Source organism: Cereibacter johrii, assembly GCF_001720585.1.
Taxonomy (GTDB): Bacteria; Pseudomonadota; Alphaproteobacteria; order Rhodobacterales; family Rhodobacteraceae; genus Cereibacter_A; species Cereibacter_A johrii.
The window spans coordinates 1-12,178 of the sequence record NZ_MABH01000125.1 but is presented as its reverse complement, the minus strand read 5'-3'; the positions used below and the strand labels follow the sequence as shown (position 1 = coordinate 12,178).

Here is a 12,178-nt window from a genome sequence, read left to right as displayed (position 1 = left end):
CGGCGGGGGCTGGGCGCCGCCGCGAGGCCGCCGGCCAGCACCTCGCTCATCGGATGGTCGGGCCGCCCCGCAGCATAGGCCTCGAGCAGCGTCCGCAGCGCCTCGGCCACCCGGTCCGACGGCAGGCTCAGCGCCCAGTCGACGAAGATCGAGCGGCATTCGCCCGCGCTGATCCCCTCGATCGCATAGCTCTCGCGCACGAGGCCCTTCGGGTCCGCTTCATCCAGCTGCACGGTCGCCCTCTCCTTCTTCTGTCCCCGTCTGCGGCCCAAGCCGCGCATCGATGCGCAATGCGGCCGCCGTCACCCGCTCCTGCAGCCGCGTGAGCAGCGCCTCGGCGTCCGGCGCCTCCACCTCGCGCAGAAGGAAGGCACACCCCCCCTCGCCCAGGCTGTCGAAATCGAGCGGCCCTTCCGAGAGAAGCCGCGAGCCCGCCTGCAGCCGCCAGCAGAGCCGGTAGGCCGCCAGCAGATCCGCCTCGCAGGCCGCCGTCAGAAAGCCGCTCCGCACGCCGGCACGCAGTTGCTGCTCGACCCGCCGCGCAGGATCGCCCGCAAGCAGCGCCGCCGTCTCGGCCAGAAGCTCCACATCCATCAGCCGCCCCGCGCCGTTCTTGGCCTCCCACGGCCCGCCCGGCGGCTTGGCCTCGGCCAGCCTGCGGCGCATGTCGGCCACGTCCGGCAGCACGCGCGCCGCCACCGCCTTCTCGGAGAGGATCTCGCGCCGCAGTGCCTCGATCTCGCCGGCGAGGTCCGGGTTGCCCGCGAGCGGGCGGGCGCGGGTCAGCGCCAGATGCTCCCAGGTCCAGGCTTCCTCGCGCTGATAGCTGCGGAAGGAGGCGAGCGCGGTGGCCACCGGCCCCTGTCGCCCCGAGGGGCGGAGCCGCATGTCGACCTCGTAGAGCCGGCCCTCGGCCATGGGCGCGGTGAGCGCGGTCACCATCGCCTGGGTGAGGCGCGCGAAATAGGGCCGCGCCGCAAGCGGCCGCGGGCCCTGGCTCTCCTCCTGCCCCTGCGCATCGTGGATGACGATCAGGTCGAGGTCCGAGCCCGCGTTGAGCCGCCCCGCCCCGAGACTGCCCATGCCGAGGACGACCGCCCCGCGACCGGGCTGCGGGCCATGCTTGCGGGCGAATTCCTCGCAGACCACCGGCCAGAGCGCCACGACCACCGCCTCGGCCAGATCGGCATATTCCTTGGCCGCTTCGAAGGCATCGATCAGGCCGCGCAGGTGATGGACGCCCACGCGGAAGTGCCATTCCTTCATCCAGCGCCGCGCCGCATCGAGCTTGCGCTCGTAATCGGGACGGTCGGCCAGCTGGTCGGTCAGCTCGCGCACGAGGGCGGGCGTGCCCGGCCAGTGGGTGAAGAAGCCGCCCCCGATCACCGCATCGAGCACCGAGGCATTGCGCGAGAGATACCGCGCGAGCTTGGGAGAAGTCGCGCAGATGTCGGCGATCAGATCGACGAGCGGCGGGTTCGCATCGAAGAGCGCAAAGATCTGCACGCCCGCGGGGAGCCCGCCCAGGAAGCCGTCGAAGGCGGCCAGCGCCTCGTCGGGGTTGGCGGCGCGCGCGAGGCTCTTCAGGATCTGCGGTCGCAGCCGCCGGAAGATCTCGACGGCGCGCTGCGAGCGGAGCGCGGGGTAGCTCGCCCAGCCCTCGACGATGTCGCGCGCGCGGGCCGACAGCTCCGGCCCCTTCTCGGCCGCGCCGGGGGCGAAGAACCCCTCGGTCAGCCGGTCCACCCGTTCGAGCCGGTCCCGCAGGAGCGTGCGGAAGGCTTCGGGCGTGCGGCCGCAGAAGGCCGCGATCCGGTCGACCCCCTCGACGCTGGTCGGCATGGTATGTGTCTGGGCATCCTGCACCATCTGGAGCCGGTGCTCGACCTCGCGGTGGGCGCGGTAATGGTCGATCAGCTCCTCGGTCACGTCGGCGGGGATCCAGCCCGCAGCCGAGAGCGCGCGCAGCCCTCCCACCGTCGTGCGGTCGCGCAGACCGGGGTCGCGTCCGCCGGCGATGAGCTGGCGGGTCTGGGTGAAGAACTCGATCTCGCGGATGCCGCCCACGCCGAGCTTCATGTCATGGCCCTCGATCACCACCGGCCCGTGCAGGCCGCGATGGTCGCGGATGCGCAGCCGCATGTCGTGGGCATCCTGGATCGCCACGAAATCCAGATGCTTGCGCCAGACGAAGGGCACCAGCGCCTTCAGGAACCGCTCGCCCGCGGCCAGATCGCCGCCGCAGGGACGGGCCTTGATATAGGCTGCCCGTTCCCAGGTGCGGCCGACGCTTTCGTAGTAGCTTTCGGCCGCGGCCATCGAGAGACAGACCGGCGTCACCGCCGCATCGGGGCGCAGCCGCAGGTCGGTGCGGAAGACATAGCCCTCGGCGGTGAGATCGGACAGGAGGGCGGTCATCTTGCGCGTCACGCGGATGAAGGAGGCGCGGGCCTCCTGCTGCTGCCCCGGATAGCGCGTCTCGTCGAAGAGGCAGACGAGGTCGATGTCGGAGGAATAGTTGAGCTCTCCTGCCCCCATCTTGCCCATGGCGAGCGCCACCATGCCGCCCGCCGTCTCGGCATCCTCGGGCGTGGCACCGGGCAGCTTGCCGCGCCGGATCTCGTCGGCCACCAGCCGCTTCAGCGCGAGGTCGGTCGCCCGGTCGGCGAGCCGTGTCAGCGCGGAGGTCACCGCCTCCAGCGGCCAGACCCCGCCCAGATCGGCCAGAGCGGTCAGAAGCGCGGTGCGCCGCTTGGCGATCCGCAGCCCGTCGCCCAGCGCGGCGAGCGGCAGATCCCCCAGCGGGTCGAGGATCCCGTCGAGCGCGGCTTCGGGGGCCAGCGCCAGCGCCTCGCGCAGCCAGTCCCCCTCGCGCACCATGAGGCCGCGCAGATAGGGGCTGCAGCCGGCTGTGGCGCCCAGAAGGGACGCAAGGTCCGGATCCAGATCGGCGAAGCTCGCGGCGATGTCGGCCGCGGCGTCGGGCTCGTAGGGCAAGGGCTGGCGGGTGAGGCGCGAGGCGAAGGATGTCATGGCGGCGAGCATGGCCGCAGCCCCGCGCCGGGTCAACGGCTGCCCCGACTTGAAAGGTCGCAGGCGGCGGGCGATAGAGGGGACGGCAGGCGGGGACGGGAACCCCGGAGACAGGAGAGGGAAGCCATGAGCAAGAGCCTCGCGCGGGTCCGGTCCGCGCTGGAGGCGGCGGGCGTTGCGGCCGAGATCCGCGAGATGCCGGCCGAGACCCGCACCGCCGAACAGGCCGCCGCCGCCGCGGGCTGCGCGCTCGACCAGATCGTGAAGTCGATCCTGTTTCTCGGCGCAGAGAGCGGCCAGCTGCATCTCTTTCTCACCGCGGGCGGCAATCAGGTCTCGGCCGAAAAGGCGGGCGCGCTCGCGGGTGAGGCCCTCGGACGGGCGGATGCGGCCACGGTGCGCGCGCAGTCGGGCTTCGCCATCGGCGGCGTGGCGCCCGTGGGTCACCTCGTGTCGCTGCCGGTCTGGCTCGATCCGCGGCTGATGGAGTTTCCCGAGGTCTGGGCCGCGGGCGGGACGCCGCGCCACATCTTCGCCCTCGCTCCCGACATCCTGCAGCGCCTGACCGGCGCGCGGATCGGGCAGTTCACCGCCTGAAGCCTCCGGGCCCGCATCGCGGAAGGGTTGGCGGCCTTTCCCGGCAGCCTCCCGGCACCGGGCGTCGGCTGCTTCCTCCCCATCGGCGCCGATCCCGGGGCATCGCGCTTGACGCAGTGCGCGTGCGCGAGGCCCGACCGGCGCCGCGAGGCTCTGGAGCGTCCTGGACCCGCCCGGATCGCCTCTGCCGCCAAAGGGGCAGCCTTGCCACGCTGGGGCGGCGGTCACGCGGCGGGGCCGATCCACTCTCTGCCGGGGCCGGAGGTTTCGGGTCCGGCAAAATGTCGGCCTCCTCCCTCCGCAGATGTGAATTACCTTAACATCGCCTCTTGCACAGGGGCGAAGACTTCCCATCTGAAGGAATGTGAAAGAGCTTCACATCCACCTTTCAGACGGAGATCGCCCATGATACCCGCCACTGCCCGAGCCGGCTTTGCCTCATGGCCCGGCCGCGCCGAAGCCTGGCTCGACGAGCGCGGCCGTCCGGCCTGGATCGCCGCGATGGTTGCCGGCTTCATCGCCTTCTGGCCCGTTGGCCTCGCCCTTCTCGCCTACATGATCTGGAGCAAGCGCATGTTCAGCCGTTCCTGCAGCGCCCGCCGCAGCATGTCCCGGTCCATGGCCTGGAACAGCAGCGGCAATGCCGCCTTCGACGCCTACAAGGCCGACACGCTGCGCCGGCTCGAGGAAGAGCAGATCGCCTTCGAATCCTTCCTCCAGCGCCTGCGCGAGGCCAAGGACAAGCAGGAGTTCGACGCCTTCATGCAGGAGCGGGCCCGCAAGGCCGGAACGCCCGCCGGGGATGTCGAGGCCTGAGGCAGCCGCTGCGGGGGGCGTCTCGCCCCCCTCTCCGACGCGCGTCCCGGGCCTTGCGCCCGGGCCACGGCGCTCCGACTTGCCCGCCTGAGATGGGGTCCCGAGACCGCGCTGCCTGGAGATCGTCCCCACCCCTTACCGACGCCCCCCGGACCTTCCACCCGGGCCACGGCGCTCCGACTTGCCCGCCCTAGGATGGGGAGGCCCGAGGCTGACGCTGCCCGGCGATCATCCCCACCCCTTACCGACGCCCCCGGACCTTCCACCCGGGCCACGACACTCCGACTTGCCCGCCCGAGGAGGGGGAGGCCCGAGGCTGACGCTGCCCGAGGATCCTCCTCACGCCACTCCGGCGACGCACCGGGTCTTGCACCGGGGCCGGGGCACTCCGACATAGAGGCGGCCACCGGGCCGCTTCCCCCTACAGAGGAACCTGCGATGAGCCACACCTGGACCGACCCCCTGCCCGATCCCGACCGGCACGCGGAATTCTATGCCGACGTGCCGCTGAAGCGCGGGCTTGCCTGGGTGATCGACATGGTGCTGATCGCGCTCCTGACCGCGCTGATCGTGCCCTTCACCGCCTTCACCGCGCTCTTCTACCTGCCGTTCCTCTTTCTCTGCGTGGGCTTCGCCTACCGGACCGTCTCGCTGGCGCGGAGTTCCGCCACGCCCGGAATGCGGCTGATGGCGATCCGGCTGCGCACGCACGAGGGACGGCCCTTCGGCCTGCCCGAGGCCTTCCTGCACACGCTGGGTTACACGGTCTCGATCGGCATGGTCCTGCCGCAGATCGTCTCGGTGGTGCTGATGCTGACGACGGCGCGGGCGCAGGGCCTGACGGACCTCGTCCTCGGCAGCGTGGCCATCAACCGGGCCGCCGGCGAATGAGGGCGGGCAAGCTGTCGCGCATTTGACCGGCCCGGGCGGCAACAGGGACCTTGGCGCCGCCCGGAGGCCTTGCTAACGTATCCGGCAGTCCAGCGAAGAGCCGTCCATGCGCCACACGCTCCCCATCGCGCCCCAGTTCTATGTGACGGCCCCGCAGTCCTGCCCCTATCTCGAGGGGCGGCTGGAGCGGAAGCTGTTCACAGCCCTTCAGGGTGAACATGCCCAGAAGCTGAATGACACCCTGTCGAAACAGGGCTTCCGGCGGTCGCAGAACGTGCTCTACCGGCCGTCCTGCGCCGAATGTTCGGCCTGCCTCTCGGCGCGCATCCGCGTGGCGGATTTCGAGCCCACGCGCACCCAGCGCCGGGTGATGAAGCGCAATGCCGACCTCAGGCGCAACGCCACGAGCCCCTGGGCCACCGAGGATCAATATGCGCTGTTCCGGCGCTACCTCGACGACCGGCACGCCGATGGCGGCATGGCCGACATGGACATCTTCGAATTCGCGGCCATGATCGAGGAGACACCGATCCGCTCGCGCGTCATCGAATATTCGCGCCCCGGCGACACGCCCTCCAACCGCCCGCTCTCGGCCGTCTGCCTGACGGACATCTTCGACGACGGGCTGAGCATGGTCTATTCCTTCTACGATCCGGACCTCGCCGGCCGGTCGCTGGGCGCCTATGTGATCCTCGACCATATCGAGATCGCGCGCGAAGCGGGCCTGCCCTATGTCTATCTGGGCTACTGGGTGCCGGGCAGCCGCAAGATGGGCTACAAGGCCACCTATTCGGCGCTCGAGATCTACAAGGGCGGACGCTGGCAGGACATCGGCCAGCCCTCCGACCATCGCGCCGAACTGCATCCGCTGAGCGTCGATCCGATCGCCGAACAGGTAGCGCGGATCAGCCTGCCCGAGGCGCGCTCGGGCGACCGCAGCCGCGACTGACAGGCGCAGGAGGGCGCTCGCGGCGAACGCTGCCCGAGACTCGCTCGGGCGACCGCAGCCACGACCGACAGGGGCGCAAAGGGACGCTCGCGGGTAGCGCCTCCCACGCCGGCCCGCTCCCGCGCCCTTTCCGGGCCGCCGCCGGTGACGATCCCGCCGCGTTCTGGGCGGCGGATCGGTCGGCCCGATGACGCCGCGGCACATGGCCCCATCCCTCATGGTGTCACGGCGGCGGGTCCTGCGCGATCCGTCAGGTTCCGGGCAGGCGTGGCTTTCCCTCCCCCGCGGCGCTCCCGTCCCGTCGGACGCCGCGTCATCGGAAAACATTCATCGCGGATTCCTCTTGCAATGTCCGCGGCTCTGCCCACTTCGGCCCGGAAGCAGAGGAGTGCATCTTGGTCTACATCCTGTTTGTCGCGGGCCTTCTGGGCCTATTCTTCGGAGGCGAATTTCTGGTGCGGGGTGCGGCCAATGTCGCGCGGTCCTACCGGATCAGCCCCATGGTCATCGGCCTGACCATCGTGGGCTTCGGAACCTCGACGCCCGAGCTTCTGGTCTCGCTCAACGCGGCGCTCGACGGCGCCTCCTCCATCGCGGTCGGAAATGTCCTCGGCTCGAACATCGCCAACATCCTCCTGATCCTCGGCCTCACCGCGCTGATCTATCCGGTGGCCGTCGACGGTCGCCGGGTCTGGAAGGATCTCGCCTTCATGGTGGGCGCGGCGGTCCTTCTGTGGATCATGCTGCTGGGCGACGGGCTGTCGCGGATCGAGGCGGGCGTGCTGGTGGCGGCCCTCTTGGGCTTTCTCGTCATGTCCTTCCTCTCCGGGCGCACCGAGGCGGAGGAGACCGACCCCGAGGCGCTGACGCCGGTCTGGAAGTCGGCCCTGATCACGCTCGGCGGGCTCGTGGTGCTGATGGTGGGCGCGCGGCTTCTCGTGGACAGCTCGACCCAGATCGCCCGCTCCTTCGGCATCTCCGAGGCCGTGATCGGCCTGACCATCGTCGCGGTCGGCACATCGCTTCCCGAGCTTGCCACCTCGGTCATCGCCGCCTGGCGCAGGCATTCCGAGATCGCCGTCGGCAACGTGATCGGATCGAACATCTTCAACGTGCTGGGCATCCTGGGAATCACCGGCCTCGTCCTGCCGATCGAGGGGCTCGACCCGCGCTTCCTGCGGGAGGACATGCCCTGGGTCTTGGGCTCCTCGCTTCTTCTCGTGCTCCTGGCCTTCGCGCTGAAGGGCGTGCCCCGCTGGGCCGGGGTGCTGCTGCTCCTCGCCTATGGAGGATATGTGGCGCTGATGCTCTGACGCGGCCGCTCCGGATTTCCGTTTGTTTCGACCTGCGGGGAAGCAGAGAAACAAATGTGCGGCCGCCGGACCCTCTGCGACACTTTCTTCGCCGATTTGCCATTGACGGTGGGTCGGGCACGGCCTAGTGTCCGGCCCGACCGCAACGGAGGCCCGGAAATGTCTGGTGTCGTACTTCTTGTAGGAAAGCTGCGCATGGGCCGGTGACGGTTGACCATAATCGGTTCCCATGCGCCCCCGAGTGAAACCCGGGGGCTTTTTGTTGCGCGGATCGCGCCGCCCGAGGCGGCAAGGATGGAGAGAGAGATGACCGAGGTGATGAGCGGCGCGCGGATGGTGGTCCAGGCCCTGAAGGATCAGGGGGTGGACACGGTGTTCGGCTATCCGGGCGGCGCCGTGCTGCCGATCTACGACGAGATCTTCCAGCAGAACGACATCCGGCACATCCTCGTGCGGCACGAACAGGGCGCGGTCCATATGGCCGAGGGCTATGCGCGCTCGACGGGCAGGCCGGGCGTCGTCCTCGTCACCTCCGGCCCCGGCGCCACGAATGCCGTCACCGGGCTCGTCGATGCGCTGATGGATTCGATCCCGCTCGTCGTCCTCTCGGGCCAGGTCCCCACCTTCATGATCGGCACTGACGGCTTCCAGGAGGCCGATACGGTGGGCATCACCCGCCCCTGCACCAAGCACAACTGGCTGGTGAAGGACACGGCCAGGCTCGCCGAGACGATCCATCAGGCCTTCCATGTGGCGACCCACGGCCGGCCGGGCCCGGTGCTGGTCGACATCCCGAAGGATGTCCAGTTCGCGACCGCGGCCTACCAGCCACCGCAGAAGGCGCGGGTCGACCATTACCAGCCGAAGGTGAAGGGCGACATCGAGGCCATCACGCGCATGGTCGAGATGATCGAGACCGCCGAGCGGCCGGTCTTCTACACCGGCGGCGGCGTCATCAACTCGGGCAGCGCGGCCAGCCAGCTCCTGCGCGAGTTCGTCGATGCGACGGGCTTCCCGATCACCTCGACCCTGATGGGGCTCGGGGCCTATCCGGCCAGCGGCAAGGGCTGGCTGGGGATGCTCGGGATGCACGGCCTCTACGAGGCCAACCTCGCCATGCACGGCTGCGACCTGATGATCAATGTGGGCGCGCGCTTCGACGACCGGATCACCGGCCGGGTGAAGGATTTCTCGCCCTTCTCGCAGAAGGTCCATATCGACATCGATCCCTCCTCGATCAACAAGGTGATCCGGGCGGACGTGCCGATCATCGGCGATGTGGGCCATGTGCTCGAGGATGCGCTGCGTCTGTGGAAGTCGCGCGGGCGCAAGGTGAACCGCGAGGCCCTGGCCGTCTGGTGGAAGCAGATCGCCGAATGGAAGGCGGTGAACTGCCTCGACTACACGCCCTCCTCGTCGCTCATCAAGCCGCAGCATGCGCTGCAGCGGCTCGAGGCGCTGACCAAGGGGATGGATCGCTACATCACCACCGAAGTGGGCCAGCACCAGATGTGGGCCGCGCAGTTCCTCGGCTTCGAGGGTCCGAACCGCTGGATGACCTCGGGCGGGCTCGGGACCATGGGCTATGGCCTGCCCGCCTCGATCGGCGTGCAGGTGGCCCATCCCGAGGCGCTGGTCATCAATATCGCGGGCGATGCCTCGTTCCTGATGAACATGCAGGAGATCGGCACGGCGATGCAGTTCCGCCTGCCGGTGAAGCAGTTCATCCTGAACAACGAGCGGCTCGGCATGGTGCGGCAGTGGCAGCAGCTTCTGCACGGCCAGCGCTACTCGCAATCCTGGAGCGAGAGCCTGCCCGACTTCGTGAAGCTCGCCGAGGCCTTCGGGGCCAAGGGCATCCAGTGCGCCGCCCCGGCCGATCTCGACGATGCGATCCGCGAGATGATCGCTTATGACGGGCCGGTGGTGTTCGACTGCCTCGTCGAGAAGCACGAGAACTGCTTCCCGATGATCCCATCGGGGCGGCCGCACAACGAGATGCTGCTGGGCGATGCCGAGACCGAGGGCGCCATCGGCGCCAAGGGGGCGGTGCTCGTCTGAACCGGCGGACGCGGGGGCTGCCTGCCCCCGCACCCCCGGGGATATTTCCGCCAGAATGAAACAGGATCAGGGAGACGGACGCATGGCGCCGCTCAACATCAAGCAGGGATCGACCCAGCATTCGGCCTACGATCTGCGCGACCCCCATTCGGAAGTCATCGAGCAGCATACGCTGGCGCTCGTGGTGGACAACGAGAGCGGGGTTCTCGCGCGGGTGATCGGGCTCTTCTCGGGCCGCGGCTACAACATCGACAGCCTGACCGTGGCCGAGGTGGACCATACCGGCCACCGCAGCCGCATCACCATCGTCACCCGCGGCACGCCCGCGGTGATCGAACAGATCAAGGCGCAGCTTGCGCGTCTGGTGCCGGTGCACGAGGTGCACGACCTGACGGTGGAAGGCCCCTCGGTGCAGCGCGAACTGGCGCTGTTCAAGGTCTCGGGCAAGGGCGAGGCGCGGATCGAGGCGCTGCGGCTGGCGGAGATCTTCCGCGCCAAGGTGGTCGATTCGACGCTGGAGAGCTTCGTGTTCGAGATCACCGGCACGCCGGAGAAGATCGACGCGCTGGCCGATCTCATGCGCCCGCTGGGCCTGCGCGAGATGGCGCGGACCGGCGTCGCGGCGCTCTCGCGCGGGATCTGAGGCCGCCGCCCGAAGATCGGAGGCCCGGCGCCGGAGCGCGCCGGGCTTTGCGTCAGCGCCCCGAGAAGGTGGCGGGGCGCTTTTCGAGGAAGGCCGTGACGCCTTCCATGAAATCGGCAGACGCGCCGCACTGCCCCTGCAGGCGCGCCTCGAGAGCCAGCTGCTCCTCGAAACTGTTGTCGAAACTGGCCCGCAGCGCCTGTTTCAGACCGCGGTAGGCCTGGGTCGGGCCTTGTGCCAGATGGGCGGCGCGGGCCTGCCAGCGGGGTTCGAACGCGGCGTCGGGCACGGCCTCGTAGATCATGCCCCAGCGGGCGGCGTCGGCGGCAGAGATGGGATCGGCGAAGAGAGCGGCCCCCATGGCCCGGGCAAGCCCGATCTGGCGCGGCAGCGTCCAGGTGCCGCCCGCGTCGGGGATCAGCCCGATCCGGGTGAAGGCCTGGATGAAGCTCGCGCTCTCGGCTGCGATCACCACGTCGCAGGCGAGCGCCAGATTGGCCCCGGCCCCGGCCGCGACGCCGTTCACGGCGGCGAGCGTCGGCAGCGGGCAGTGGGCGATGGCCCGCAGGAGCGGCTCGTATTCCTCGCGGAGGATGCGCTCGAAATCGGGGACGTCCAGGGCGCGGGCGTCGCCCAGATCCTGCCCGGAGCAGAAGCCCCGCCCCTCGCCCGTCAGCACGAGGGCGCGCGCGCGCGTGCCGGCCTCGGTCACCGCGTGGAGAAGCTCCTCGCGCATCCGGCTGGAGAGTGCGTTCATCACCTCGGGCCGCGCGAGCGTGACGCGGCAGAGCCCGTCCCGCTCCTCGACCCTGATCGTCCGATAGTCCATCCTGTCCCTCCCTTTGCCCCAGAATAGCCGGGCGGGAGGGTCGCGAAAGCGCGACGGCGCGTCAGTCCTTCAGGATTTCCGCCAGCCGCGCCCGCTCTTCGTCGGAGAGCGCCGCCGAGGCCGCATCGGGGGCGGTGCGGCGGCGGCGGAGATAGAGGGCCGCAAGCCCGAGCCCGCCGGCCAGCATCGCCGGGCCCGCGATCCAGAGGATCAGGTTCGCCCCGCCCGCGGTCGGGTTCAGCAGCACATATTCGCCGTAGCGGTCCACGACGAACGCGACCACCTCGGCATTGCTGTCGCCCGCCACCAGCCGCTCGCGCACGAGGAGCCGCAGATCGCGGGCGAGCTGGGCGTTCGAATCGTCGATGTTCTCGTTGCGGCAGACGAGGCAGCGCAGCTCCTGCGAGATGTCCCGCGCCCGCGCCTCGAGCGCCGGATCGGGCAGGATCTCGTCGGGTTGCACCGCGAAGGCGGGGGCGGGGGCGGCGAGGATGGCCGCGAGGAGAAGCGCCGCGACCCTCATTCTGCGGCCACCGCGGCCGGCATCCGGCGCGCGCCGGCAGCGATGCGGTAGCGGCGGTCCGAGAGGCTCAGAAGCCCACCCAGCGCCATCAGCAGGGCGCCTCCCCAGATCCAGTTGGCGAAGGGCTTGATATAGCTGCGCACCGCATAGCCGCCCCCCTCCTGCGGATCGCCGATCACGAGATAGAGGTCGCGGGTGAAGCCGTAGTCGATGGCGGCTTCGGTCGTGGGCATGGCGGCCACAGGATAGACGCGCTTCTCGGGGTGGAGCGTCGCCACCTCGGCCCCGCCGCGGCTCACGCGGAAGTCGGCCACGGACGATCGGTAGTTCGGACCCTCGATCTCGCGCACGCCTTCGAGCAGGACGTCGTAGCGGCCAAGCGCAAAGCTCTCGCCCGGCTTCATCACGCGGATGGACTCGACCTGCCAGGCAGTGATGGCCGCCACGGCGAAGATGGTGATGCCGAGGCCCGCATGGGCGGTGGCCTTGCCCCAGTCGGCCCGCGGCAGCCGCCGGAGGCGGG

General features: G+C 69.9%; 12 protein-coding genes. 7 read left to right on the top strand and 5 right to left on the bottom strand.

All coding sequences use genetic code 11. From position 1 onward, the window contains the following. Together A9O63_RS10175 and A9O63_RS10170 are read right to left on the bottom strand one after the other, a co-directional pair. Positions 1 to 233, bottom strand: a 233-nt coding sequence (locus A9O63_RS10175; RefSeq protein ID WP_069331827.1) for a hypothetical protein, incomplete at its 3' end; no start/stop codon positions are given. Further along, positions 220 to 3,033: a [protein-PII] uridylyltransferase family protein gene (locus tag A9O63_RS10170; protein WP_459561998.1), complete on the bottom strand. Its 2,814-nt coding sequence runs from the start codon at positions 3,031 to 3,033 to the stop codon at positions 220 to 222. The genes A9O63_RS10170 and A9O63_RS10175, both read right to left, overlap by 14 nt. Before the next feature lie 126 nt (positions 3,034 to 3,159). Here A9O63_RS10170 and A9O63_RS10165 point away from each other — a divergent pair, with 126 nt between their 5' ends. From A9O63_RS10165 to ilvN, 7 genes are all read left to right on the top strand, one after another. Then, a complete protein-coding gene (locus A9O63_RS10165) occupies positions 3,160 to 3,630 on the top strand; it encodes a YbaK/EbsC family protein (RefSeq protein ID WP_069331825.1) in 471 nt (156 codons plus the stop codon). Positions 3,631 to 4,035: 405 nt separating this feature from the next. Beyond that, positions 4,036 to 4,446: a DUF2852 domain-containing protein gene (locus A9O63_RS10160; RefSeq protein WP_069331824.1), complete on the top strand. Its 411-nt coding sequence runs from the start codon at positions 4,036 to 4,038 to the stop codon at positions 4,444 to 4,446. 438 nt (positions 4,447 to 4,884) lie between these two features. After that, the gene (locus tag A9O63_RS10155; protein WP_069331823.1) at positions 4,885 to 5,337 is read left to right on the top strand and encodes an RDD family protein; all 453 of its coding nucleotides are present in this window, start codon (positions 4,885 to 4,887) and stop codon (positions 5,335 to 5,337) included. 106 nt (positions 5,338 to 5,443) lie between these two features. Then, positions 5,444 to 6,286: an arginyltransferase gene (locus A9O63_RS10150; protein ID WP_002719787.1), complete on the top strand. Its 843-nt coding sequence runs from the start codon at positions 5,444 to 5,446 to the stop codon at positions 6,284 to 6,286. 395 nt (positions 6,287 to 6,681) lie between these two features. Beyond that, on the top strand, positions 6,682 to 7,599 hold the full coding sequence (locus tag A9O63_RS10145; RefSeq protein ID WP_069331822.1) for a calcium/sodium antiporter: 918 nt from the start codon (positions 6,682 to 6,684) through the stop codon (positions 7,597 to 7,599). Between the two features lie 306 nt (positions 7,600 to 7,905). Next, complete coding sequence (locus A9O63_RS10140) at positions 7,906 to 9,660, top strand: acetolactate synthase 3 large subunit (protein WP_069331821.1); 1,755 nt, start codon at positions 7,906 to 7,908, stop codon at positions 9,658 to 9,660. Positions 9,661 to 9,742: 82 nt separating this feature from the next. Next, a complete protein-coding gene (gene ilvN / locus A9O63_RS10135; protein ID WP_069331820.1) occupies positions 9,743 to 10,303 on the top strand; it encodes an acetolactate synthase small subunit in 561 nt (186 codons plus the stop codon). A 52-nt stretch (positions 10,304 to 10,355) separates the two neighbouring features. Here ilvN and A9O63_RS10130 read toward each other — a convergent pair whose 3' ends face one another. The 3 genes from A9O63_RS10130 to A9O63_RS10120 form a co-directional block, all read right to left on the bottom strand. Next, on the bottom strand, positions 10,356 to 11,132 hold the full coding sequence (locus A9O63_RS10130; protein WP_069331819.1) for an enoyl-CoA hydratase-related protein: 777 nt from the start codon (positions 11,130 to 11,132) through the stop codon (positions 10,356 to 10,358). 61 nt (positions 11,133 to 11,193) lie between these two features. Beyond that, complete coding sequence (locus A9O63_RS10125; RefSeq protein ID WP_069331818.1) at positions 11,194 to 11,655, bottom strand: cytochrome c-type biogenesis protein; 462 nt, start codon at positions 11,653 to 11,655, stop codon at positions 11,194 to 11,196. Then, on the bottom strand, positions 11,652 to 12,178 hold a 527-nt coding region (locus A9O63_RS10120; RefSeq protein WP_328585907.1), incomplete at its 5' end, for a cytochrome c-type biogenesis CcmF C-terminal domain-containing protein. The genes A9O63_RS10120 and A9O63_RS10125, both read right to left, overlap by 4 nt.